This window comes from Thomasclavelia saccharogumia DSM 17460 (genome assembly GCF_000686665.1).
In the GTDB taxonomy this organism is placed as follows: Bacteria; Bacillota_I; Bacilli_A; order Erysipelotrichales; family Coprobacillaceae; genus Thomasclavelia; species Thomasclavelia saccharogumia.
On sequence record NZ_JMLH01000017.1, the window covers coordinates 1 to 24,955 of the forward strand.

34 protein-coding genes, 1 other RNA gene and 1 pseudogene are annotated in these 24,955 nt (G+C 30.4%); 31 read left to right on the forward strand and 5 right to left on the reverse strand.

All coding sequences use genetic code 11. The annotated features are described in order from the left end of the window. Positions 1-792 precede the first annotated feature (792 nt). The 6 genes and pseudogenes from BR82_RS0105295 to BR82_RS17405 all read left to right on the forward strand — a co-directional run bounded on the left by BR82_RS0105295 (position 793) and on the right by BR82_RS17405 (position 4,750). Complete coding sequence (locus BR82_RS0105295; protein ID WP_027089344.1) at positions 793-1,176, forward strand: antirestriction protein ArdA; 384 nt, start codon at positions 793-795, stop codon at positions 1,174-1,176. Positions 1,177-1,346: 170 nt separating this feature from the next. After that, positions 1,347-2,546 carry an ATP-binding protein gene (locus tag BR82_RS0105300; protein ID WP_027089345.1) on the forward strand — a complete coding sequence of 400 codons (1,200 nt, stop codon included), beginning with the start codon at positions 1,347-1,349 and terminating at the stop codon, positions 2,544-2,546. 431 nt (positions 2,547-2,977) lie between these two features. Then, positions 2,978-3,202: pseudogene (locus BR82_RS17910) on the forward strand (DUF4062 domain-containing protein); the annotation flags it as partial. Positions 3,203-3,214: 12 nt separating this feature from the next. Continuing rightward, positions 3,215-3,622, forward strand: a complete 408-nt coding sequence (locus tag BR82_RS16285; protein ID WP_027089346.1) for a hypothetical protein — start codon at positions 3,215-3,217, stop codon at positions 3,620-3,622. 33 nt (positions 3,623-3,655) lie between these two features. Beyond that, on the forward strand, positions 3,656-4,285 hold the full coding sequence (locus BR82_RS0105310; RefSeq protein ID WP_027089347.1) for a hypothetical protein: 630 nt from the start codon (positions 3,656-3,658) through the stop codon (positions 4,283-4,285). 225 nt (positions 4,286-4,510) lie between these two features. Then, complete coding sequence (locus BR82_RS17405) at positions 4,511-4,750, forward strand: hypothetical protein (protein WP_205618727.1); 240 nt, start codon at positions 4,511-4,513, stop codon at positions 4,748-4,750. 26 nt (positions 4,751-4,776) lie between these two features. On the opposite strand, the gene BR82_RS17915 is transcribed toward BR82_RS17405, so the two are convergent. The 3 genes from BR82_RS17915 to recU all read right to left on the reverse strand — a co-directional run bounded on the left by BR82_RS17915 (position 4,777) and on the right by recU (position 8,674). Beyond that, positions 4,777-5,127 (reverse strand): transposase zinc-binding domain-containing protein, encoded by a 351-nt coding sequence (locus BR82_RS17915; protein WP_084300704.1) that lies wholly within the window; start codon positions 5,125-5,127, stop codon positions 4,777-4,779. Positions 5,128-5,394: 267 nt separating this feature from the next. Then, entirely contained in the window at positions 5,395-8,085 is a 2,691-nt protein-coding gene (locus tag BR82_RS0105330) for a transglycosylase domain-containing protein (RefSeq protein WP_027089350.1), read from the reverse strand. After that, positions 8,075-8,674 carry a Holliday junction resolvase RecU gene (gene recU, locus BR82_RS0105335; RefSeq protein ID WP_027089351.1) on the reverse strand — a complete coding sequence of 200 codons (600 nt, stop codon included), beginning with the start codon at positions 8,672-8,674 and terminating at the stop codon, positions 8,075-8,077. The genes BR82_RS0105330 and recU overlap by 11 nt, the downstream gene beginning before the upstream one ends. 195 nt (positions 8,675-8,869) lie before the next feature. Between recU and BR82_RS0105340 the strand changes: the two genes are divergently transcribed. The 8 genes from BR82_RS0105340 to BR82_RS0105375 all read left to right on the forward strand — a co-directional run bounded on the left by BR82_RS0105340 (position 8,870) and on the right by BR82_RS0105375 (position 13,086). Continuing rightward, a complete protein-coding gene (locus tag BR82_RS0105340; RefSeq protein WP_027089352.1) occupies positions 8,870-9,190 on the forward strand; it encodes a DivIVA domain-containing protein in 321 nt (106 codons plus the stop codon). Positions 9,191-9,245: 55 nt separating this feature from the next. Continuing rightward, positions 9,246-9,565, forward strand: an RNA gene (rnpB, locus tag BR82_RS16660) — RNase P RNA component class B. 86 nt (positions 9,566-9,651) lie between these two features. Then, positions 9,652-10,200, forward strand: coding sequence for a TetR/AcrR family transcriptional regulator C-terminal domain-containing protein (locus BR82_RS0105345; RefSeq protein WP_027089353.1), 549 nt, complete (start codon positions 9,652-9,654; stop codon positions 10,198-10,200). Between the two features lie 173 nt (positions 10,201-10,373). Further along, positions 10,374-10,556 carry a hypothetical protein gene (locus BR82_RS0105350; RefSeq protein ID WP_027089354.1) on the forward strand — a complete coding sequence of 61 codons (183 nt, stop codon included), beginning with the start codon at positions 10,374-10,376 and terminating at the stop codon, positions 10,554-10,556. 224 nt (positions 10,557-10,780) lie between these two features. Next, complete coding sequence (locus BR82_RS0105360; RefSeq protein WP_027089355.1) at positions 10,781-10,960, forward strand: hypothetical protein; 180 nt, start codon at positions 10,781-10,783, stop codon at positions 10,958-10,960. A gap of 478 nt (positions 10,961-11,438) precedes the next feature. Next, positions 11,439-11,915, forward strand: a complete 477-nt coding sequence (locus tag BR82_RS0105365) for a flavodoxin (RefSeq protein ID WP_205618728.1) — start codon at positions 11,439-11,441, stop codon at positions 11,913-11,915. Positions 11,916-11,929: 14 nt separating this feature from the next. Continuing rightward, the gene (locus BR82_RS16980; RefSeq protein WP_147590216.1) at positions 11,930-12,097 is read left to right on the forward strand and encodes an iron-containing alcohol dehydrogenase; all 168 of its coding nucleotides are present in this window, start codon (positions 11,930-11,932) and stop codon (positions 12,095-12,097) included. 101 nt (positions 12,098-12,198) lie between these two features. Continuing rightward, positions 12,199-13,086 (forward strand): LysR family transcriptional regulator, encoded by an 888-nt coding sequence (locus BR82_RS0105375; RefSeq protein ID WP_027089357.1) that lies wholly within the window; start codon positions 12,199-12,201, stop codon positions 13,084-13,086. Positions 13,087-13,129: 43 nt separating this feature from the next. Here the strand turns inward: BR82_RS0105375 and BR82_RS0105380 are convergent, their stop codons facing one another. Beyond that, positions 13,130-13,645: a Gx transporter family protein gene (locus BR82_RS0105380; protein ID WP_051592749.1), complete on the reverse strand. Its 516-nt coding sequence runs from the start codon at positions 13,643-13,645 to the stop codon at positions 13,130-13,132. Then, entirely contained in the window at positions 13,629-13,988 is a 360-nt protein-coding gene (locus tag BR82_RS0105385; protein WP_027089359.1) for a NusG domain II-containing protein, read from the reverse strand. Before BR82_RS0105385 ends, BR82_RS0105380 begins: the two co-directional genes overlap by 17 nt. A 40-nt stretch (positions 13,989-14,028) precedes the next feature. On the opposite strand from BR82_RS0105385, the gene BR82_RS0105390 reads away from it, so the two are divergent. The 17 genes from BR82_RS0105390 (at position 14,029) to BR82_RS0105465 (ending at position 24,519) form a co-directional block, all read left to right on the forward strand. Continuing rightward, entirely contained in the window at positions 14,029-15,006 is a 978-nt protein-coding gene (locus tag BR82_RS0105390; RefSeq protein ID WP_027089360.1) for an FAD:protein FMN transferase, read from the forward strand. A 206-nt stretch (positions 15,007-15,212) separates the two neighbouring features. Further along, positions 15,213-15,554 carry a hypothetical protein gene (locus BR82_RS0105395; protein ID WP_027089361.1) on the forward strand — a complete coding sequence of 114 codons (342 nt, stop codon included), beginning with the start codon at positions 15,213-15,215 and terminating at the stop codon, positions 15,552-15,554. Further along, positions 15,551-15,886, forward strand: coding sequence for an NADPH-dependent FMN reductase family protein (locus tag BR82_RS16290; protein WP_051592750.1), 336 nt, complete (start codon positions 15,551-15,553; stop codon positions 15,884-15,886). The genes BR82_RS0105395 and BR82_RS16290 overlap by 4 nt, the downstream gene beginning before the upstream one ends. A 24-nt stretch (positions 15,887-15,910) precedes the next feature. After that, a complete protein-coding gene (locus BR82_RS17410; RefSeq protein ID WP_205618730.1) occupies positions 15,911-16,297 on the forward strand; it encodes a flavodoxin in 387 nt (128 codons plus the stop codon). Positions 16,298-16,309: 12 nt separating this feature from the next. Continuing rightward, positions 16,310-16,585, forward strand: a complete 276-nt coding sequence (locus BR82_RS17415; protein ID WP_205618729.1) for a cyclophilin-like fold protein — start codon at positions 16,310-16,312, stop codon at positions 16,583-16,585. Between the two features lie 11 nt (positions 16,586-16,596). Beyond that, on the forward strand, positions 16,597-17,280 hold the full coding sequence (locus tag BR82_RS0105410; protein ID WP_027089362.1) for a flavodoxin: 684 nt from the start codon (positions 16,597-16,599) through the stop codon (positions 17,278-17,280). A gap of 34 nt (positions 17,281-17,314) precedes the next feature. Next, positions 17,315-17,908: a flavodoxin family protein gene (locus BR82_RS0105415; protein ID WP_027089363.1), complete on the forward strand. Its 594-nt coding sequence runs from the start codon at positions 17,315-17,317 to the stop codon at positions 17,906-17,908. 309 nt (positions 17,909-18,217) lie between these two features. Beyond that, positions 18,218-18,946 carry a carboxymuconolactone decarboxylase family protein gene (locus tag BR82_RS0105420; RefSeq protein WP_240474512.1) on the forward strand — a complete coding sequence of 243 codons (729 nt, stop codon included), beginning with the start codon at positions 18,218-18,220 and terminating at the stop codon, positions 18,944-18,946. Between the two features lie 37 nt (positions 18,947-18,983). Then, positions 18,984-19,643, forward strand: a complete 660-nt coding sequence (locus tag BR82_RS0105425) for a flavodoxin (RefSeq protein WP_051592751.1) — start codon at positions 18,984-18,986, stop codon at positions 19,641-19,643. Positions 19,644-19,647: 4 nt separating this feature from the next. Continuing rightward, positions 19,648-20,808 (forward strand): iron-containing alcohol dehydrogenase, encoded by a 1,161-nt coding sequence (locus BR82_RS0105430; RefSeq protein ID WP_027089366.1) that lies wholly within the window; start codon positions 19,648-19,650, stop codon positions 20,806-20,808. Beyond that, positions 20,783-21,001 (forward strand): hypothetical protein, encoded by a 219-nt coding sequence (locus BR82_RS0105435; RefSeq protein ID WP_027089367.1) that lies wholly within the window; start codon positions 20,783-20,785, stop codon positions 20,999-21,001. Before BR82_RS0105430 ends, BR82_RS0105435 begins: the two co-directional genes overlap by 26 nt. Positions 21,002-21,031: 30 nt before the next feature. Beyond that, positions 21,032-21,172: a hypothetical protein gene (locus BR82_RS16995; RefSeq protein WP_154659605.1), complete on the forward strand. Its 141-nt coding sequence runs from the start codon at positions 21,032-21,034 to the stop codon at positions 21,170-21,172. Then, the gene (locus BR82_RS17000) at positions 21,165-21,341 is read left to right on the forward strand and encodes a hypothetical protein (protein WP_154659606.1); all 177 of its coding nucleotides are present in this window, start codon (positions 21,165-21,167) and stop codon (positions 21,339-21,341) included. The genes BR82_RS16995 and BR82_RS17000 overlap by 8 nt, the downstream gene beginning before the upstream one ends. Positions 21,342-21,640: 299 nt before the next feature. Then, positions 21,641-22,216 carry a flavodoxin gene (locus BR82_RS15200; RefSeq protein WP_051592752.1) on the forward strand — a complete coding sequence of 192 codons (576 nt, stop codon included), beginning with the start codon at positions 21,641-21,643 and terminating at the stop codon, positions 22,214-22,216. A 274-nt stretch (positions 22,217-22,490) separates the two neighbouring features. Next, positions 22,491-23,174 (forward strand): flavodoxin, encoded by a 684-nt coding sequence (locus tag BR82_RS0105455; protein ID WP_034864221.1) that lies wholly within the window; start codon positions 22,491-22,493, stop codon positions 23,172-23,174. Positions 23,175-23,230: 56 nt separating this feature from the next. Continuing rightward, positions 23,231-23,902: a DUF4405 domain-containing protein gene (locus BR82_RS0105460; protein WP_027089370.1), complete on the forward strand. Its 672-nt coding sequence runs from the start codon at positions 23,231-23,233 to the stop codon at positions 23,900-23,902. Beyond that, a complete protein-coding gene (locus BR82_RS0105465) occupies positions 23,902-24,519 on the forward strand; it encodes a flavodoxin family protein (RefSeq protein ID WP_027089371.1) in 618 nt (205 codons plus the stop codon). The genes BR82_RS0105460 and BR82_RS0105465 overlap by 1 nt, the downstream gene beginning before the upstream one ends. Positions 24,520-24,955 lie beyond the last annotated feature (436 nt).

A 24,955-nucleotide genomic window follows, 5' to 3' on the forward strand; every position in this document is an offset into this window, starting at 1 on the left:
CTTTCCATAATCTAATAGGAATTTCGATTCGTTTAGGTATAAAATAAAAATATCAATCATAGGGGTATATGAAATGGCTGGATATTTTTATCGGCTAAAAAAGTGTTAGAAATATTATTTTTTCCTAATCATAGTTTCATTGCATTTCATCGGTATCATTATCTCTGGTTTCCTCAATAATTCTGCTAGTTCTTCATTGGTCAGATTAATCACTTGTTTACCTTCTTTATATGCTTATAGCTGTATTTTGCTTTGAGAATTTTTCAATCACGATGTTGATTAGCACATTATATAAATAAAAAAGACAGGAACGAATCAAATTAAATTAATAAATATAATAAAACAGTTAAAATAATTCGAGAAAGTAATATGCAAATTATCTTAATGACGGTGATAGAACTAGCGAATCATTTTTTTGTCATCATCATAGTTTACTATCTTGCTTTCATATATTATTGATCTGGTTATATATTGAACACATTTTTCAATAGCGTCTTTAGTTTGTTCATCTTTGATTTTGGGGCATAGACATAGAACACTTTCTCGTATCTTCGGTAGAACCATCTTTTGAGCCTTTGAAATCTTTTGTCATTGCTAATATGTCTATTAACCATTTATGAGTGCTATAATTTTCATATTTATGACCTGCTTGGAGAATATGAGAGTTTAAACGAGCTCAATTACCTTGTAGGAAAGATTATAGAACTTGACGAAAGCGAGGATTTCTGGCAGGCGGTTTTAGACTTGGGAGAATAGGGCAGTGTTAGAAACTTAATTAACCTTACCGAAAATATGGACTGTTTTGACTATCTTCCAGGTGTTATCGATGCTTCCGACCTTGGCTATTATTGGATTGAACAAAGCAACTGCTATGGTACAAGCAAACTAGGTGCTCTTTCAAATTATATCGACTATGAAAATTTTAGGTGGGATATTTGTTTTGATGAAAGCAAAGTATTTACCAACAACGGTTATGTACGCTCAAATGGCGACCGTTTTGTTGATATTTACGACGGCAATATTGAGAATATTCCTGAAGAATACCGTATTCAAAGTCCTAATCTCTATGTTCGCACTCTTGGAAAAACAGAAAAAGTTATGGAACGCCAACGGATATATTTTAGAGGACATGCCAACTGTATTTCATATCTGAAAAAGCTCGGGGCATTAAATTGAATATTTCGACATAAGCGGTACAGAGTTTTCCAGAATTGCTTTTTACATGATTAAAGTTTATGATAAGACCAAAAAACAAATTAAAATATAAAAGTTTTTATTTAATTCAAGTAAAAACTATTAATTATTTATATGTTTTTTGGTATACTAATAGTAAAGGAGGCATTAGTATGATTGTTAGACCCCATTATTTAGATTTACTGAAAACTTATCGTGATGTGCCACTGGTGAAAATCCTTGCGGGTATTCGTCGCTGTGGTAAGTCCACAATTTTAGACATGTTACAGGATGATTTGATAAAAAGTGGCGTTCTTGCCGACCACATTATCAGTATGCGCTACACTTCGGAAGATTTTGATGACGGTATGACCGATAAAGATATGTACAATGGAATCAAGGAAAAAATGACAGACGGTAAACGTTACTATCTTCTGCTTGACGAGGTACAGGAAATCACAGGTTGGGAAAAGGCTGTAAACAGTCTGCTTGAAAACGCTGATACGGATATTTATGTGACTGGTTCTAATTCTAAGCTGATGTCAAGTGAAATATCCACCTATCTTTCAGGACGGTATATCTCTATCCCTGTATTTACGCTGTCCTTTGCCGAATATATGGAGTTCAAAAAGGCAAGCGGACGCACGCCGAAAGAATTGCTTGCAGAGTATATTCGCATGGGTGGTTTTCCAATCATTGCGCTGAGCAATTTTGACGAGAGCGCAGCATATCAGATTGTTGAGGGCATTTATAATTCCGTTATCACCAGCGATATAACGAAACGGCATAATATTACGAAATTTGACCTGTTCAACCGTGTTGTAAAGTATATTGTTGAAAATGTCGGTAAGACCTTTTCTGCAAATGCTATTGTAAAATTCTTGAAAAGTGAGAGACGTTCTCTCTCGGTGGAATCGGTCTATAATTATTTGGAATGGCTGGAAAAAGCCTTTGTGATTTATCGCTGCCAGCGATACGATCTGCAAGGTAAATCCGTGCTGAAAACGCAAGAGAAATTCTATCTTGCTGACGCTTCTTTGAAATACTGCATGATGGGTTTCAATCCGAAGTCTGTTGCCGCAATGCTTGAAAATATCATATACTTTGAGCTTCGTAGAAAAGGTTACGAGGTCTATATTGGCAAGAACGAAACGAAAGAAATTGACTTTGTGGCGGTACGGCGCGATGAGCGTATCTATGTGCAGGTGTGCCGCAATCTACCAGAAGAATCTGACCGCGAGATTGCCAATCTGCTTGAAATCAAAGACCACTATCCCAAGTATGTCGTAACGCTTGACGAGCTCGCCGCAGGTAATATCAACGGTGTAAAGATCGTACATTTAGCAGATTTTCTATTGGCTGATGGATATTAAAATTATCATAAAGTGTAGATTAGCATATTATTTTAACAAATTTTTAGCAAATTAAATTAGATAACAGTAGTAATAGACATGAGCTAATTAGTTAAAAATAGCAAAATATAATGATACAAACAATCAAATTAATTTATACCAATTTCCTTATTTACAGTGGAGCCAAATTCCTAAGAACTGTTAAAACCAAGCAAAATCAAGAAGATTTTGCTTATGAAAAAGTATAACTTAGGAATATCCACTATAAATAAGTTTTCTCGGCATAAAATAATTTGAATAAAATATTGTCAAATTAAATTAGTTATATTTAATTTTAGCTAATTTACGAATGCAAAAACAGTAGTTTTTTGAGTTAAAATAATTTGCATATCAACAATAAAGATTAAAAATCGAGGTTTAGAGGAGTAACTATGAAATGATATCAAGTATTTATTAGTTCCACATATACAGATTTACAATTAGAGAGACAAGCAGTTTTAGAGAGTATTCTTAAACTTCGTCATATTCCTGTTGGTATGGAACATTTTGTTTCAACAAACGAGGAATAGTTTAATTATATTAAGCGGTTTCTTGATGAAACGGATTACTATATTATCATTATAGGGAATAGATATGGTTCACAAGCTGATGATGGTATTAGTTATACTGAAAAAGAGTTTGATTATGCTGTGGATTTAGAGATTCCAGTAATTGCGTTCATTCATAGCAATCCTGATTCTCTTCCGGTTAACAGATCCGATATAGAACTAGATGCCAAACAGAAACTTAATAAATTTAGAAATAAGGTGATGCATCATAGAATGGTGAGTCATTTTAGCTGGGATAGTCCATCAGCTCTTTCTGAAAATGTTGTTATCGCTTTAGTAAATTGTATTAATTATTATCCAAGACTTGGTTGGGAGAGAGTTGCGTCCTACGAAAATTCAGATTTACTGAATCAAATAAACGATTTAAGGATTGAAAATGATAGATTAAAAGCTCTGCTTGAGGACGAAAAGCAATCAGAGAAATATGAGCAATTCATTATGCAGTTTCCATGGAATGAAATTCGTACTTTTATGGGTTATTCAAAGTGAGATGATTACAAGAATATTTCCATACCAGTTTCTTTGCCTGTTTCTTTGACATGGTCACAAATATTTTCAATCTTTGGTCCAATTTTATTGGTTGAAAGCAACATTAGCCTAATTCATTATGCATTCAATCATGCATTGTTTTTAGATCATGCTCCTTATTTTTGTGTTCCTGATGTGGAGTTTCAGCGAATAGTTGCAGAATTTTTTGAGTATGGAATAATAGATATTGCTCAAGATAAAATTACTTTAACCAAACTTGGAAAGCAAGGTTTGCATACAATAAGGGTTTCTGTTGATGACGAACTTAATTCAATTCATGCAAAAGTAATGGAGGTGTTTAATAATATGCCTCAAAAATCACATGAAGAAATCTCCAAGTATATAAGACTGTTGTCGGATTTCAATTCAAATCCAGAAGCAATAAATTATATTGGACAAACTTTGCTTAGTTTAAGAGTGTTTTTAGGTAACCATCCTGAATGGGATAAAGAGCAGGTAGAAATTGCGCAAAATGAAATCGAAGATATTCTAAATGAAGCATCTGAAAGTGAAAGAGCAGAGATGGGTGCTTTTGATCCTGTTTTCAATCTTTCCAAAATTATGAAACTAATTGATTTTTTAAATGCACAGTTACAAGAATGCCAAATAAAAAATAATTTATAAAACAGTTTAGTAAATATGGTTTTCCCCATGTAATTTAAAGTAAGTAATATTTTACATAGCCGAGAAATTTTCATTTTGAAAGTTCCTAGGCTTTTTCTATTTCAAAATGGAGGTGAAAAAGTATGCCATATATCCCTTCGCGGTGGTAGAGAAAGCCGTGAAATGGATTTGCTGATCTATCCAAAAAGCTATGAGCTGCAGAAACTTTTCAAACGACAAATGGTGTTGGCTTTCTCGTGGAATCGGCGTTATTTTGCACTGGACTATCTAATCAAGGTCAAAGAAATGCACTTTATTCAGGCAGTTGAAACGATTATGAGAAATGTTGATGTATCGTCGTCAACCTATACTTTCGCACCGAAAGTTTTACTATTGCCAACAACCAGAACATGGATATGTGGATTTCAGTCAAGTGTTCTACCAAAAGTGTACGATGAGGTAATGACACCAAAGATCATATATTAGTTGGATCTTTGTAAAGATATTGAGATTTATTGCTTTTTTATGATAGAAGATATTTTTTTAAGATGCTTTTGTCTGCGATATTTGCTATCGTTGAAAAAGGAGGCCAGAGTATTTCTGGCAACGACAAAAAGGCCATCAAGCAGTGTTCGCTTCTTGATAAAATAGAAGCGCAGCTGAGCAGGGATGGTAAAGATGATATGGTGATGTTTGGATTTAAAAGCCATAGAGCTGACATAAGCAGCATGTCTTTGACTGGATTTAGAACCACATTTGGTACAGTATTTGGAACTGCAGGTATGAGCAACAATAGTTTCTTTGCCACAGTTAGGACAGACAAAGAAATCATAACCAAGATGGATAGAAGAACAAAGGATAATCTTTTAAATGTTATCAAAAGAAACATCTCTAAGTTTACCTTTATCATGTAAATTAACGATACAGTCGTAATTATCAAAGAAGGTATATTTAAAAGTATTTTACTGTTTTTTTACATACTGTTTAAAATTAAAAAGACCTAATGTATCAGAAGGAATAGATAAATTGATCATAAACTCATCTCCTAAAATCATTATAATACCAAAAAGGATGATAGGCATTTAAAATGCACTATCATCCAGGTGGACAAAATTTATTTTGTCCCTTTTTTATTCTGTTGATGAATTAGAATTACCAATCGTAAATGTAACTGTATCACTAATTGTTTTAGTACCATCAGACTCACTAATTTTAACGCGATACTGAACACCAGGTGTTAGTTCAAAGTCTTTACTACCAGTACCAGTGAAAGTATATGCATCATTAATTTCACTGCCGTCTAGAGTGAAAAATTGAATACTGATGTTGTTAGAACTATTTTGAGCAGTTACTTTGATCGTAACCGTATTAGAAGAAGTAGTACTTCCGTTTGTAATAGTTACTCCATCGGAAGTAATTGAATAATTAATTTTGTTTTCAGAACTATTAGAACCTACAGATTTAGTTATTTTATTAGACACTTTTCTTGGAGCTTTATGGAAGCGATAATAGCCTGTTACATTGACTTTTTCGTTAGGTGTATAATCAATAATACCATCAGACTGATTTAATGTCGTCGTGTATAAAATTTCATTGCTATTTGGATTGCTAACTTCAACAACATATTCGATTACACCATACATTTTGGTTGCTTCAGTTGCATTTTCATCGGTTGCTGCACTTGCAGGATTATATTCACTGAATTTGACAGAAATCTTTCCATTACTAGAAAGAGAAGCATCAAAAGATGATAAATTATTAATACTATATTCAGTTGACGATTTGCTAGGGCCAGTGCCTTTTTTAGCCCAACCAGTATATATTTTGTCAGATGGGGTGCTTGCAGTTGGACTTTCATAAGGATATACTCCAGCAATAATACTTATTTCTTCAACGCTATCAGGTTTATCAGGATATGACTTTTTATCTGTAGTATTATCTTGTAAATACTCTAATAATTCACCAACTACTTTTCCAGGATAAGCCTTATATTTAGAAGTGTTTTTTCCATCAGCTAAGGCTTTTTCTTCAAATCCCATCCAAACTGAGCAGGTATAGTCCGGTGTATAAGCAGTCATCCATAAATCTTTACTAGCACCGCTATTAGTATTAGAAGTACCTGTTTTAGCTCCAACGTTATCAATTCCACTTAGATAAGCATAATTACTATAGCCGCTGTCAGAATAACTTAACATCGTTTCTCTGATCATGAAAGAAACATCTTCACCAATACTTTGTTTAGCATCATCTTGAATGTCTTTATCGATATTATAAGTTTTATTTTTAGTTGGAACTTCTACATAGTTAACTGTGTGTGATTCAATATAAACACCATTATTTGCAATAGTTGCATAAGCGCCAGCTAATTCAATTGGACTAGTACCATTAGCCCAACCACCAATAGCATATGGTAAACTTAATTCTTTATCCTCAGTAGACATATCAATACCTAAAGATTCCATGTCAGCAATTATTTTTTTAGAAGACGAAGCTTCTAAAACTTCCTGAAAAGTTGATACTGCAGGGATATTCCATGATTTAACTAAAGCTTCTTTAATTGGCATTGAACCATGATAACTATTATCCCAGTTTTTAGGAGTATAGTCACCAAAACTTGTTGGCTCATCAACAACTGTATGCACTGTTGACCAGTCTAGATATTTGTAAGCTAAACCATAATCAAGAATTGGTTTCATTGAAGAACCAGGTTGTCTTTTTAATGTTGCCTTATTTTTATCACCAAGTTTATAATTACGTCCCCCAATTACTGCAACGATTCGACCATCTTGAGTAGACTGGATACTGCCAGACATTTGCATATCTTCATCAGTATAGTCATATGTTTCACCATTTGCCATTTTTGCAGCTTCTTTTTGAACATCTTGATTACAGTATGTGTAGATATTCATTTGGGTCTCAGCAGGATCTAAACCTGTTTTCTCTTTTACTTCAGCAGTGACTAAATCAACGTATGCTGCTAATGCACTATCTGAAGTAGTACTTGATTGTGATAACATATTTTCAATCTTTACTTTTTTTGCTAGATCGCATTCTTCTTGAGAAATATAGCCATGATCGACCATTAAGTTTAAAATGATATCGCGCCGTTTAGTTGCTAAATCAAGATTGTAATATGGATCATAAGCGCTAGGAGAATTCAAAGTGCCTGCCAATAAGGCTGCTTCTGGTAAAGTAAGCTGAGATACTTCTTTATTAAAATAATATTTGCTGGCTGCAGCAATACCGATCGAACTAGTACTGCGACCAAAATAAATTTTATTTAAATATAAAGTAATGATTTCTTCTTTGCTTACTTCTTTTGTTGCCTGAATAGCTAAAATGATTTCACTGATTTTACGAGTATAAGTTTTTTGTTCTTCTGGGAAATAAGATTTTTTGATTACTTGCTGCGTGATCGTAGAACCACCGCCACGAATACTAAAATGTGCTAGATTAGTAATCAATGTTTTAGCAATACGAGGTAAATCGAAACCATCGTGTTCAAAGAAGCGGGAATCTTCTGCAGCAACTACAGCATCAATTAATACTTGTGGTAAATCTTTATAAGTAATATTTTCTCGCTTACCATTGATATCACTGCCATATGTATACATTAGTTCTCCATTAGCATCATAAATTTTACTGGCTTCACCAGAAAGGAGACGCTGTGCAGAAAAGTCTTCAGTTTCTTTGTATACTGACCAGGCGAAAAAACATCCTCCAGAAAGACAAATGACAATAATTATTACAATAAAACTAGTAAAAATTTTTTTCCAGTTCAATCTTCTTTTTTTGCTTCTTGTAGTAGGGTTATCTGTCATTTTTAAGACCTCCTAAATAATATTGATCAATTATTTTTAAATAATTTAAGCGCGGATTAAATCCCTGCTCAATCAAATGTCCTTTTTCTTTAATTTCCTCATAAGAAATAGATTTTTGATTGGGCTGATAATATGCTTCAATCATATATGAGGCATCAATTAAGTATACCTCATTTAGGTGGGTAAAAGCAATAATAACAAAGGCAATTCCATGGTGATTAATAATACTTTGTAAATGCTTGATCTGGTGAACGCCAATATTAGTAAAAGGAAAGTTTTGTCTTTTGGTTTCCTTTGCTTCAAAATCTAAGTATCTACCTTTATAAATCCCGTTATAGTCAGTTGTAGAAGGAGTCTTGAAGTAAGCTTCAACAATTCTAGCTGCTGATCTTTTGGGATAATCAACTTTCACGATTTGAATTGGTGTGGGTTTTTTGTGAATATTGGCGATGCCATTAGTAAGATAATATTTATTTGTTAAATTTAAATCTTCTTCAAGATTCATCCCGCGATGGCGGGTATTTAATTTTCCATCAATTAATTTGGTTTGATGGATAGTAGTTTTTTTCATATTTGGATAATTAACCATAGTTGCTCCTTTTTATTACTTTACGTAGGTATTATACCATAACTAAAATAAAATATCATAATATCTTGCGAGTTTCCTAAACATTGTATATTTTGTTAAAATTCATGACAAATATATTAAATCCTTGCATTTAATCAAGAATTTTGTTTCAATATATTATATAGATAGGAGTTGATTACTTTGGAACCAAAAATTATGTTAAGTCCAAAAAAAATAGTTGCGAAAGAATTTAAAGTTGATTTTAAAGGATATAATGCAGAAGAAGTTGATCATTTTTTAGATATGATCGTTAAAGATTATGAATCATTTGCTGCTATGTTAAATGCATCGTATGATAAAATAGATCAATTGGAAGCTCGTTTAAATGAACAAAAGATCAAAATTGCTAAACTTGAGCGTGAAAAAGCACTTCAAGATGACAATATCCATGCAATGGAAGAAAATCTTTCAACTAATGTGGATATTTTAAAAAGACTTTCTTTATTAGAAAAAGTAGTATTTAATCAAAATAAATAGTACCAAATAACTTTATACTTGCTTTCTAAAAAAAAATAAGTAAAATAAAGAAGACTCGTAGAAAACGATTGCTACGAAAGTAGAGGAAAGTCCAGGCTTCCACAAGCTGCGATGCTTGTAGTGTTTGTACATGACGAATCAATAAGTCATGGTAGCGTGAGCTAACGACAGGCCTAAGACCTAACCATCAGTATGGTCGATAAGCCATAAAGTGCCACAGAAACTATTCTAATCGAAAGATTAGCTGAAAAGAGGTAAACTCTGCAAGGAAGAAACCCAAATTTGGTAGGGGAATCGTCTCAAGGAAATTGAACTAAAAGACGAATGCATATGCATAGATAAATAATCGTTTGAAAAACAGAACTTGGCTTACGAAGCGAGTCACATTAGCTGATTTTATCAGCTTTTTTGTTTGTATAGATGTTTATATTTGTTTATAATGAATTAAAAGAGGTATATTTATGGATAAACATGATGAAACGAAATATATATTTGCTCAGGCAATAAAAGAATTAATTAAAAATAGACCATTAGATAAGATTACAGTGACAGATATTGTTATTAAAGCTGGAATGACTAGACAAACGTTTTATCGTTATTTTATGGATAAATACGATTTGGTGAACTGGTATTTTGAAAAACTGGTATTGAAATCTTTTCGACAAATGGGGAATGGATGTTCGTTATATGAAGCACTATGTTTGAAATTTGAGTTTATTCAAAATGAGCACTCTTTTTTTAAAGAAGCGTTTAAGTCAAATGATTGCAATAATTTGATTAATTATGATTTTAGTTGTATTTATAGTTTTTATAAAAAAATTATTGAACGAAACTTAGGGCATCAAGTAGATAAAGATATTGATTTTTTATTGCAAATGTATTGTAAAGGATCGATTGATATGACAGTAGACTGGATATTAAATGATATGCCTATAAGTATTAAAGAAATCGTTATTTTATTGATTGAGGCTTTACCAAAGAAATTAGAACCTTTTATTTTGAATACATAAAATCATAAAAGATAGGAATATTTTTTGATAATAAAAGTAAGTATATAGAGTTATTACAAGAGATAGTTGTTTTAAGCAAAGAAAGAGATAATTAAAAATAATGGTATCTTAGCATTTTTGTGATATAATTCATTATGAATTTAATATTTTCACGTAAAAGGAGAGAGCTTATCATGGAGATAGAATTTTTAAAAGCGGTTAAGATTGGTAATAAGGTATATGATATTGGTGAACATTTAGAAATTAAGGAACCTCAAGATACACTTATGGATTTAAATGAAGATTTTTATATCTTGATCTATCATGGGTTAAGATATGATGTTTATAGAAATGCTATTAAAATTATAAGAAATTAAATAAATCGATAAAGAGCTTGATTTTGATGATAAAATCAAGCTCTTTATTGTCTACAATAAAAAGCTTTAGCAAAGTGATAATGAAAAATCCTCAAATATAATATAAATGCGTGCTTCTGGTATTAAATTGATGTGGAATGAAACAATTGAAAATGACAAGATGATAGCCAAGCAGGCAACAAACTTTGATTTTAATGCAACACTTACTTATAGTGGAGGGAGAAGTGCTAAAAGATCAAAGTAACATTCATTATTTATATACTGGTGTGACAAGTAAATTTCGTCTTTATTCAAGTACTACTACACTTCCAACTGAATCAGGAAGATATGTTGTTACTGTTGTGACTTTAGGTGGTAATTATCTAGCTGCACCAATAACAAGAACATTCCAAATTACAAAATAATTATTGTTATAAAATATCGATTAAAAGGCGATGATTCGCCTTTTATTTTTGCAAATAAAAACATTTAAGTAATCTAATAAAATAAAATTAATTTCTATATGCTTTAAAAGCATTATAATAATTTAATATAGGTATTAGATATTTGTTATTTATTATAATATAATATAGGTGTCAAAAGAGAAGAATAGTAAATGTTATTTTTGAGTCAATTAAAAAATTATCTAGTTTTAATTGTAATAGTTGGTTCGAGTAATATCTACTTTTTATCAGTTTCAACAGTATTCGTACTAATCAATTGAAAGATTTATTATTTATTGATTGATGAATTATTATTAAGATCTGATAAAGTGATTTTAAGTGTAAAGCTTATATTATTTTTTAAGTACTTTGTAGTATATATCCTTTTTATAGAAATACTACAAAATAAAATTTGAATAAGTGTTGTGTCTAAGTGATGAAGACAGAAATGGAGGAAAGTATGAAAACTTTAGTTGCTTATTTTTCATGTAGTGGTGTAACAAAAAAAGTTGCGCAATCAATTGCAGAGATATTATCAGGAGATCTTTATGAAATCAAGCCAAAGGTTCCTTATAGTTCTGCTGATTTGAATTGGAATGATCCTAACTCACGCAGTAGTCTAGAAATGAAAAACAAAACATCACGACCTGCAATAGCTACAGATATTGAAAATATGGAGCTATATGATGTAATCTTTATAGGATTTCCAATTTGGTGGTATCTTGCTCCAACGGTTATTAATACTTTTTTAGAAAGTTATGATTTTAAAGGTAAAACAATTGTTCCTTTTGCAACTTCTGGCGGAAGTAGTGCTGGTGAAACAAATAAATATTTACAAGTTAGTTGTTCGAATGGTGTTAATTGGTATCCAACAACGATACTAAATGGATGTTCATTGGCTAAATTAACAAAATGGATCGATGATTTAAATTTATAAAGGAGAAGGTTTTTATGAGTTTTCAAATGTGTATTCCTACCCGTATTTTATTTGGGACTGGAAAATTGAACGAATTACATCAACAAAAAATGCCAGAGAGACGATGGGGTTTGTTCTATGTTGCTCCAATCGAATTAGATCATGAAAATTGCAGAATAATATTTGAAAAAGCATATCAATAAATGTATGAAAAGATTGAAAATAAGATATATTTTTCAATCTTTTTTTCCGTTGCTTAACATTCTTTTGAATGATAGAATAATAGAAATGAGGAGTGATCATGATGGAAATACGGGTTTTAAAATATTTCTTAGCAGTGGCTCGAGAAGGAAATATCACCAAAGCTGCTGAAATTCTGCATATTACACAACCAACGTTAAGCAGACAGCTGATGCAGTTAGAAGATGAATTAGGTGCTGCTTTATTTGTTAGGGGAAAGAGGAAAATCATATTAACCGAAGCAGGGATGCTTTTAAAAAGACGTGCTGAAGAAATAGTTAGTCTATCTGAAAAAACTGAATTAGAAATTAGTCATCAAGATAATGAGGTTTCAGGTGAAATCGTTTTAGCTTGTGGAATTACCGAAGCAACAAAAACAATGGGGCAATATATTCAAAAATTTAAGAATATTTATCCTGAAGTGATTTTTCATGTGCGAAATGGTAATAGCGATTTTATTATTGAAAATATCGATAAAGGACTTGTTGATATAGGTTTTGTTTTAGAACCAGTTAATTTAGAAAAACTTAATTTTTTAAAAATGCATAAGGTTGAAAGATATGGAATTCTCACAAAGAAAAATTCTTTTTTGGCGCAAAAAGAATATATCATGCCTGAAGATCTAAAAGGCATTTCACTTATTAATACAGCAAGAAGTGAAACCCAAAATGAATTAAAAAAATGGATGGGTAGCGGCTATGATCAGCTTCATTTTGCAGCTGTATCAGAATTAACAACGACGGCATCTATTTTAGTTTCAAATAACATAGGACATGCTGTTGTTGTAGAAGGTTCAATTAATTATGCGGCTAATCAGGAATTATGTTTTAGACCTTTTTATCCAGAACTCATAACAACATCGCTCATTGTCTGGAAAAAATATCAATCATTTAGCTTTACAGTATCTAAATTCATTGATTTTTTAGCAAAAGAAATCAAAGAGAATAGCTAGTTTAAATAAAAAATAACAATGTAATTTTTCGTAAAAAACATTGTTATTTTTGTTTTATAATATAATTTCCTGTTTTTATATAAATAATTTGCGAGATTATACCGATTACTGTACCTGTTATAGTTCCAATTAATAATAAATAAGGCAAATAATATAAAAATGTTGATGTGTTAAAGAAAAACATTGCTATTAATAATTGACCTATATTATGAAAAACACCTCCGATAATAGAAATAGTATAATTTGAAAATAATTTTGTTTGATAAAATAATGCCATCATAGTTAAAGATAATATCCCGCCAGCTAAACTATATAACATCATATAAAGATTAGTAAAAGTTATCCCAACAATAAATACCCTAAGCAGCATAACAAAAAAAGCTTCTTTATAACCAAAACAGAATAACATGATTATAGTGGTAATATTTGCAAGACCAATTTTTGTTCCCGGAATACTAAGATGAAAAGGAATCAATGTTTCGATATAGCTTAAAATAATTGCAATAGCACAGAATAAGGCTAAATAACACATCCTTTTTACATTAATAGACTTTGACATCTTGATCACCATCCTTGCCATCAATGATTTCAACGATCAACTGATGTGGTAAACAAATAATACTAGCACCAGTTTTAGAAATATGCCCTTGTCTTATACAGGTATGATCTGGACATGTCGCCTTATCCATATATATTTCATTATTTTTAATAATTAAAATATTTTCATCATTGATATTGATTGTTTGATCTTCATTTAAATCATAAATACCATAATCTTCTTTATTAACTGTGATTTTAACTAAATGACCATTATCAGATCTGTTTAATAAAAAAAATCCAATAATTATAATACTAATAACGAATATAATAATCATATCATATTTAAAAGTTTTATTCTTCATTGTCTTACTCCATGTTATAATAGTTTGCAGGAGGCTTATCATGAAAAAAATAATCAGTTTATTATTACTTTTTACATTGACTCTTTGTGGCTGTCAGAGTCAGTTTACGCCCCTATCAGATAAACAATTTTGCTTAGATACAATCGTTGAAATCACTTTATACGATTCAAAATCTACTGATATTTTAAATCACTGCTTCGATATTTGCAATGATCTAGAGTTAGTTTTTTCATCAACAAATGAAAAGAGTGAATTATATAAAATCAATCATAACGTTAATAAATTACAAGAACAAACGATTTCAGATGATTTATATGCGGTAATCAAAGAGGGGTTAAAATATAGTGAACTATCAAAAGGACAATTTGATATAACGATTGGATCTATTTCAGCATTATGGGATTTTAAAAAGGAGATACCTGAACTCCCTCAACAAGATATGATTCAAGAAAACTTACAAAATGTTTCTTATCAAAATATTATATTGACCACAAATAAGATTACATATCTCAATGAAAATACTATGATTGATTTAGGAGCAATTGCAAAAGGATATATTGCTGATAAGATCAAGGATTATTTATTAAAAGAGAATATCAATAATGCCATTATTAATTTAGGTGGCAATGTATTGTGTGTGGGAAATAAAAACAATGAGCAGTTTATGGTTGGATTGACAGATCCGCAAGAAATAGATCAATCTATTTTAACTTTATCAATAGATGATTTATCTGTTGTTACTAGTGGCGTATATCAAAGATATTTTGAATTGAATGGTCAAAAATATCATCATATCTTAAATCCCCAAACTGGTTATAGTTATGAAAATGGATTATCATCAGTAACGATCATATCTAAAACATCATTACAAGCAGATACTTTAAGTACTGTATGTTTTTCATTAGGAAAAGAAAAGGGGATAGAATTATTAAATTCAATGGATGATGTTTATGGTTGTTTTATTGATGAAAATAATCAAATCAGCTATTCAAATGGTTTTGAAGAATATATAAAATAAAGAGATTTCTTGTTTTAGATTTAGAAAGAATATGGAAGAATTGATTTTATTGATTAATACAATGATTTCAATGCTTCCTTTTTTATTTCAATAATGGGTTAAAATTTTATGCTTAAAAAGCATTAAATGCATTTATTTTAAGTATTAGACATAATTAATATTAGTATTTAAAATAAAAGTAGATAAAAAAGGGGTGCTTATTTGTAATGAATATTCAAGATTTAACAAAATGTTATTACATTTTGCAGGAGGATATATTTAAATTTAAAAAATTAGGATTATTGGATAATGTATCTACTATTAATGGTCAGATGGAGTTTGATGACGATGACGTTCGTCAAGTAATAGAAATGGTCAATTTAATGAAATTGGGTTTGGATGATCAAGAACTGGTGAAATATTACACCAATAAAGATATACAAACAGACATTTTAAAAAAAGTTCGAGTTTTGATCCTCGAACAATTACATTCGTATCAAAAGAAACTAGATGATATAGATTATATGATTTATGAAAAAGAAAAATTATGGCAAAAGGAGAAGATATGATACAAAAGATTATAAAAATTATTTTAGCTGTTTGTTTTGTATTTACCATAACAGCCTGTCAAGTTCAAGAAGACACATTAGATAATCATCAGATCGATGCTGCAGAAAATAAGACAAAAGTACTTATAGCTTATTTTAGTTTATATGGAAATGCTGATTATAATGAAAATACAGATGCTTTAACTTCAGCAAGCATTGTCATTGATAAAAATCAACGTCTAGGGATAACAGAATATGCTGCTAATTTGATTCAAGAAAAAACTGGTGGCGATAAGTACTTGATTGAGGTAGATGAAAAATATTCTGATGATTTTCAAGAAGTTATTGATTAAAATCATCGTGAGCAAAATCAAGATATCTTACCTCAAATAAGTGGACAGGATATACAAATTGACGAATACAATATTATCTTTATTGGTTATCCTGTATGGGCGACAGGAATCCCGCAAGTAATTCGCTTGTTTATGGAAAAATATGATCTAAGTGAAAAAACAGTGATTCCATTTTGCAGCCATAATGGATATGGAAGCGGGAACAGTTATGACGAAATTCAGGAATATTCAAAAAGCAAAAATGTATTAGAAGGAATTGCAATTGATTCTCAAGAAATCCTTGAATCTGAAAGTCAAATAGAACAATGGCTTGATGATCTTGATTTAAATATCAATGATAGTAGTCAAATAAGTATACAAATTGGTGATTATCAATTAGATGGACAATTAAATGATAGTCAAATGGCATAACAATTAAAAACGATGTTACCACTTACTGTTTCAATGGTTCATTATGGCAATAGAGAATTTTATGGCACGATTGATAAAACAATAGCGGTACAAGGTAGAGGACAACTTTCTTTTGAAAATGGTGACATTACTTATTGTCCCACAAATAACTCACTTGCTATTTTCTATAATCAATCAGATAATCCTAATTTAACGATGAAAGTCTATGTTATAGGAAAAGTAACATCAGATTTAAAAATATTTCATGAACTCTCTTCAAAAGAAGATATAACATTTAATACAAAATAGAAGGATAAATAATGAAAAAGATTTTAATGATTCTTATGGTATTGATGTTGGTCGGATGTCAAAATACCCAAAATGAAGAACCTTCATCATTACAGGGTGATACTAAGCAAACTGAAGAAACTACAAGTAACCAAACAGAAAAAGATCAAAAAATTCTTGTGGCTTATTTTTCAAGAGTAGGTAATACAGATTTTCCTAGTGATGTTGATACTTCTTCATCAGCAAGCGTAATTGTAGATGGAGATATACTTGTTGGAAGTACCGAATATATTGCTAATGTTATTGTAGAACAAACAGGTGGAGATAAATTTCTTATTGAGACACAAACAAAATATTCAGCTGATTATGATGAGCTGGTTGATCAACAGCAAGGTGAAAGAAATAAGAATGCACGTCCAGTTTTAGCATCACATGTTGAAGATTTTGATAGTTATGATGTTATCTATTTAGGTTTCCCTAACTGGTGGTATGGTATGCCAATGCCTCTTTATACATTTTTAGAAGAATATGATTTTTCAGGCAAAATAATAATTCCTTTTAATACATCAGGTGGTTCAGGATTTTCTGATGCAATAAGTGAGATAGAGGCTTTATGTCCAAATGCTACAGTTTTAGATGGATATACAACAAGTGGCAGCAGTGTTCAAAATGATCGAGAAGAAATCATCGAATGGATCAATGAAGTTAGTCAGTAATTTTATAAATGTTATTTAATATGGGGGAACGTTGATGAAAAAGAAATTTCTAAAAAGAGATGTGATATTTAGGTTAATTGTTTTTATTACAGTTATTATTCAAGGATCTGTATTATTAAAATATAATGTAACTTCTTTTCAAAATAATGAACAGGATGAGTCAGCTTATATCTTGAATATTCATGAAATACCAAAAATAGAATCTAATATCATATTTGAAAATGAAAGAAATATTTTGATTTTGTACGATGGTGCTTGTGGTTCTCTTGAGACTTTTAATTCTATGATACAAGAAAAAATAGTATGTGATATTTGTGAAATCGATCGTATTGAAAGCTGTCAAATAGAAGATTATGATTTGATATTATTAGGAAATGTAGTGATAGATAATCAACCTAGTGAATCAATGATAAATTTTTTGGAGCAATATGATTTCTCTGGATTAGATATAGCACCTTATTGGGTAGGAGGAATGGATCATGATTTATTTGAAAGTACGATGCGATCATATCTACAAGGAGCAGATATTTTACCTGGTTTAGGTTTTAATGGTGATGAAATTTCTGAAACTGAGGAAATCGGTTATTTTATTGATGGGTGGTTAACAACAGTATATACAACTACATAAATAGTAAAAGATGAAGAATTTATAATTGATCTTCATCTTTTGTTACATTAAAGATAGTTTTAGTATCTGATTTAACTATGTAAAACTTTTTGTAAAGATTTTGTTGTTGATTTTATGATCAAAAATTTTTTATAAATCAATAAATTTAGAAAAATATATTGCTAATCTTATAGCAGATTAAAAATTTATGTGTTTTATAAGTTGTGTAAATAAAATTTTAAAAAAATTGAAAATAGTACTTGACCGATTCTTACAATCGGTTGATACAATTACATTGTAGTAAAAGAAAGCAAGGAGGTAAATATAAAGGTGAAAAAACAAAAAGCACAATTATTTAATAATAAATTTATAACTACTGATCCAGAATTTGTAGATATTATTAAAAACTTTTTACAAGAAGATGTCTTGAATGCTGGTAATTTATCAGAGAAAGAGAGAATGCTATGTATTTTATCAGTCCTATTAGGCTGTCAAGGAATGGAAGAATATTGTCATATGCTTCATGTAGCATTAGATTCAAATATTGATCCTGTTGCTATTAAGGAAACTGTTTACCAAGCAGCTGCTTATTTAGGCATTGGGAGAATATCTGATTATTTATTAAAGACGAATGAAATTATGAAAGAATATGGAATTTCTTTACCATTACCAGCTCAGAGTACAACAAATAGAGAATCAAGATTTGAAAAAGGGCTTGCAAAACAAGTGGAATTATTTGGTTTGCAAATGGCTGATAGACAAAAAGATACAGGACCAAGGCAAAATATTAATCGTTGGCTAGCTTCTAATTGTTTTGGAGATTACTATACGAGAAATGGACTTAATGACCGAGAAAGAGAAATGATAACTTTTTGTTTTATTTTAGCACAGGGTGGTTGTGAAAATCAGTTAAGAGGACATACTGCGGGAAACTTTGGGGTAGGAAATGATAAAGAAAAACTGTATCAGGTTGTTGAACAATGTATGCCTTATATTGGCTATCCTCAATCATTAAATGCATTGGCTATTATTGATGAAGTAGCTTCAAAATTAAAATAATGGGGATAGTGTAATGAAGTATCAAAGAGGAAGGAAAATGATATTAGTTATATTAGGTGTCATTATTTTGGTTCTTGCTGGTATCGTTATTTATTGTATGACAGGAAGTTCTTTGCATTATGAAACACAAAACATTGTTAAAGGTGAGAAAGATTCAAGATCGATCATTATCTATTTTTCAAGATCAAATGCTTTAGATTATGATGATGAGATCGATGTTAGTACCCATGCAAGTTTAAATTTAAAAAATGATCACATAGAAGGTAATACAGAAATAGCTGCTAAGATGATTCAAGAGAAGACTGGCGATGATTTATATTCAATTCAAGTTTCAAAAAGCTATAGATCCCCATTTCTTGCTACCTCTTTAAGAGCCTGGTTAGAAAAATATTTAAATATTAAACCAGATTTATCAAACATGCCAGAAAATTTAGATGATTATGATGTTATTTATTTAGGATATCCTATTTGGTGGTACAAAGAACCTATGGCAGTTGATACATTTTTAGAAAACTATGATTTAAGGGGAAAAACAATTATTCCATTTTGTACAAGCACAAGTTCATCGATTGATGAAAGTGTTCAATCAATACAAAAAATATGCCCTCATTCTCATATACTTGAAGGGGTAAGAATGGAACAGGCAAATGAAAAAGAAATAGATGAATGGTTAAAAAAAATAAATATTGGAGGATAAAACGATGAATACATTTAATTATGAATTAAAAACAAAAACTTATTTTGGAAAAGGTGCAGCAAAACAAAATTTACCAGCTGAATTAGCAAAAGCAGGACATACTGTGATGCTTGCTTATGGTGGCGGATCAATAAAAAAGAATGGAATTTATGATGAAATAAAAGAAATCTTAGAAAATGCGGGAAAAGAAGTTGTCGATTTTTCAGGTATTATGCCTAATCCTACATATGCAAAAGTGCAGGAAGGGGCTAAATTGGCTAAAGATAAAAAAGTTGATTTTATTTTAGCAGTTGGCGGAGGCTCTGTAATTGACTGCTGTAAAATTATTTCAGCTCAAGCAAAATTGGATCAGGATATTTTTGATTATGAGTATGTTGATAAAAAATTTCCTACTACTGGTATCTTAATGGGAGCAATCGTTACAGCGAGTGGAACTGGTGCTGAAATGAATGCCGGAGCAGTCATTACACATGAAGAAAAAATGTGGAAAGGACCGATCGTTGGAACACAGGCCGATTTTGCAATATTAGATCCCTGGTATACCAAATCATTACCAATGAAGCAGGTTATCTCAGGGGCATTCGATACATTAAGTCATTGTATGGAGACATATTTAGGAACTCCTAGAATTCCTAATTTATCAGATCGAATCAACGAATCAATTATGCAGTTAGTTATTGAAAATATGCGAAAGTTGTTAGTTGATGAATATGATATGGAAGCAAGAAGTGAATTGATGTGGGCTTCTGCGATGGCAGAAAATGGTATTTTAAAAATTGGAAAGGTTACTGATTTTCAAGCACATCAAATAGAACATCAGTTAGGAGCATATACAGATTGTAATCATGGACAGGGGCTTGCAATCATTCATCCAGTATTATATCGCCATATGTACAAAGAAGGATTGGAACAATTTGTAAGACTAGCCAAAGAAGTTTGGCATGTTGATCCAGCTGATAAAACAGCTGAAGAAATAGCATTAGCAGGGATCGATGCTTTAACTAATTTTATTAAAGAGATGGGACTTCCTGCAACATTAAAAGAAATTAATATTGATGATGTTGAGATGCTAAGAAAAGTAGCTGATACTTGTAATTTAACAGCTGGATGTGCAAAGAAATTTGAAAGAGATGAAATCTTTGAAATTCTTAAAGAATGCTTATAATGACAGTAAAATAAAGAAAAAGAAATATCTAAGATTTCTATTTGTTTTATTAATATGCTTATTTTTAGGGTGTAATATTCAAAATAATGAATCAGTAGATGAAAAGGATGATGATCTGACCATTCTTGCAGATCAATCATATATTATGCAGGAATTAAACATAAGTAGGGATAGTCAACAAATATATGGTTAATTATATAGACCTCTGTATATTGATAAGAAGGTGCCAATAATTATTTATTGTCATGGTCTTAGTGGTTATCATGAAAGTGGTGTTCAGTATGCTAAGGAACTTGTAAAATTAGGCTATGGGGTTTATTGTTTTGATTTTTGTGGTGGTGGATTATGCGCAGACTTTGTTTAAGAGTACTGATGATATTCCAGATAATTATTATCATCTATGGATGAGGGTAGGAAAAGTCTATTTTGAAAAATTGTTGAATTATGATATTTATGATGAAATATCTTCTTATGACAATGATGTTCTTATCATTCATAGTGATGCTGATAGTGTTGTATTGCTATCTTATTAAAAAAAAGCAGAGAATGTTTATTTATCTGCTCAATTAAAAGTGATTGAAGGAGCAGACCATGGGTTTTATGATTATAATTTTAAAGAAGCAATGAGTTATATAGAAAATTATTTAGTTGAAAATATATATGCTGAAGATAACTATAAATATTGAATAGGTAATTATTGTTAGATATTTTCAAATAGGTTTATCTTAATTAATGTAATTCAGATTATTATTGAAATAATCTTAGATCATATTTGGAATATACAAGATGGCTTTTGTTGAATCAAGAAATAAATTTTTAGGAGGAATTGAAAATGAAAAAAGTATTATCGTTTTTATTAGCTGTGTTTGTTACGCTGACTCTAGCGGGATGTAGTCAAACAAATCAAAAAGAACAAAATCAAACCTCAGAGGATTCAAAACAAACTGTAACAGCTACAGATCAAGATATTCTTATTGCTTATTTCTCGTATAGTGGCAATACTGAAAAAGCAGCTCAAGAAATTCAAAAACAGACAGGTGGGCAATTGGTAGAAATTACTAGAAAAGAAGCATATCCAAATGATTTTTATGATATAGCTGAAAATGAGATAATCAATGGGGAACAGCCTGAAATCACTTTATCTATTAATAGTATTGATCAATATGATATTATTTTTATTGGTTATCCTATCTGGTGGCAAAAAGCTCCGGCAATGATCAACACATTTGTTCATCAGTTTGATTTTACTGATAAAACTGTTATTCCTTTTTGTACAAGCAGTAGTGATGGTATAGAAGAAAGTTTAGATGTATTTGATGATCTTCAAGATCAAGCAAATGTGAAAGAGGGCTTACGAATTAATGATTATGATGAAATATCTAGCTGGTTAGATAGAGTATTAGAATAAAGTAATCAAATATGTATAAAAAACATATTAATTTTGACAAATCATCTAGCGATTAACTTTATCATGATTGCAAGAAAGTTGATTGCTGATGATATTACAAAAGAGCAGTCATTTTATCTTTATGTATTTATTTCTATTTTATCAATTTAGCAATGGATATAGTGGTTGTTTAACCGATTGAAAAGTAAGAAATGAAATCGATTTAGTGATAAAGAGATTCTGCTTTAAAAAAAGTTTATGAATGTAGCAAAAATGTGTAAGGAGAAACTATATGATGAAAAAAATAATTAAACTATTGTTAGTGACAATGTTTACTGTATCATTGGTTGGATGTTCATCAGATAATGAGCGATCAAATACAGTTGACACAACTGAGCAGATAAATCAGAATTCAAATGATACACAGATCACAGCAGATAAAATCTTAGTTGTTTATTTTTCAGTACCGGAAATGGATGGTGTAGATACATCATCTTCAGCAAGTAGAGTTGCGACTGAAGATGGTGTTGTAGGGAATACCCAATATGTTGCAAATATCATTTCACAGGAAATGGGTGATGATTTATATAGAATTGAAACAGTCCAGACCTACCCCGAAACACATGATTCGTTATTGGAATTTGCTTATGAAGAACGTAGTGAAGATGCAAGACCAGAATTAAAAAATGAGATAGATAATTTTGATGAATATGATACAGTATTTATTGGTTATCCTAACTGGAATGCTGATCTACCAATGCCATTGTATACTTTTTTAGAACAATATGATTTTACTGATAAAACAATTATTCCATTTACTACACATGGTGGTAGTGGTTTTTCAGGAACGATTGGAGTAATTGCTGACTTACAGCCAAATGCAACAGTTATCTCAAATGGTTTATCGATTTCAAGAAATGATGTGGCGTCTTGTGATAATGAAATTAAGGAATGGTTAGATGAACTTCAAATAAAATAAATAAAGAAATTACTTATTAAAAGAGCAGCTTTCGTATATTATAGGTGGTGATATAGATGAAAAGGAAATTGATGAGAAGCTTGGATATTATGATGTTTGTTTTAGTATTATTATTGATGGCTTTTCATTTGACGGGTCAACAATTACATGAATTGTTAGGAACAATTACTCTTCTTTGTTTTATTGTTCATCATATATTGAATTGGAAGTGGCATCAAAGCATCTTAAAAAGACGTTATCAATTGCCAAGAAAATTAATGACTTTTGTAAATGTTATTCTTTTTATAGATGTAATGTGTTTAGGAATAAGTGGAATGTTGATGTCTAATTATGTTTTTCGTTTTATTCCTTCATTTGGATCGATTTCATTGGCTAGAAGAATTCATATGATTGCTTCATATTGGGGATTTGTTATGATGTCTGTTCATTTGGGATTCCATTGGCATATGATCCTCATACCAATAAAAAAGAAGTTTGATAATCTATCTTATTATACACAGTTAATTTTTTATAAATTTTTACCAGTTGTTATATGTTTGATAGGGTTGTTCTTTTTTATAAAAAATAGAATCTATATGTATATGTTTTCGATAGAAAATTTTGTATTTTTTGATTATCAAATGAATTTTTTAAATTTTATTAAAGAATATCTTTTCATTAGTTTTTTATATATAGGAATAGGATATATAATACTAAAAAAAATAAGGGATAGAAGGAGTAAAGAATAATGAAAGTTATTTTAATAAATGGCAGTCCCAATGCAAGAGGCTGTACATATACAGCACTGCAGGAAGTTGAAAAGGTTTTAAATGCTGAAAATATCAATACAGAAATTATTCAGGTAGGAAATAAAGATATTCGCGGCTGTATTGGATGTCGTCAATGTAAAAAAATAGGAAAGTGCATTTTTGATGATTATGTTAATGATGTAGCAGCAAAATTTACAGAATGTGACGGTATCGTGATAGGATCACCTGTTTATTTTGCTTCTGCCAATGGAACCCTTGTTTCTTTTATTGATCGTTTGTTTTATAGTAGTCAGTGTGATAAAACAATGAAAGTTGGCGCAGCTGTAGTTTCAGCAAGACGAGGAGGCTGTTCAGCAACATTTGATGAATTAAACAAATATTTTACAATTTCTTCGATGCCGGTTGTTTCTAGTCAATATTGGAATAGTGTTCATGGATATACTCCTGAGGATGTAAGAAAAGATGCAGAAGGACTACAAACGATGCGGGTACTGGGGAAGAATATGGCATTTTTAATAAAAAGTATCCAGCTAGGGAAAGAAAAGTATGGACTTCCTGAAAAAGAAAAAAGTGTGCATACTCATTTTATAAGATAGTTTTAAAAGAATAAAATGATAATGTTTCGTAATTTATTAATAAGTTTATAACTTATTTAACCTAAAAAGACATCATACCCAAATGTTTCCTTTGCACAATTATTTTAAGTTGTGGTGTATTTTAGAAAGCTGATAATTCAGGAAATATTATCTTTTTCGATTGAAAATGCTAGATCATGCCGGATTGTAGAAAGTAGAGTCTATACAATTGGTAATGATGAATTAAGAGCAAAGAGTTACTCATTAAATTATAAATATGTTTTTGAATATGAAATAAAATTTTAGATATTTAATAAATGAATTTAACTGTTTTAGATGAAAATAGAAAAGTCTTTCAAGAACTACTGGAAGTAATGTGTAGATTCCTGATGAGACTTTTTTTGTTATGAATTTTTATTAATTTAGTGAATTTACAATATTATTAATAAATTCATGA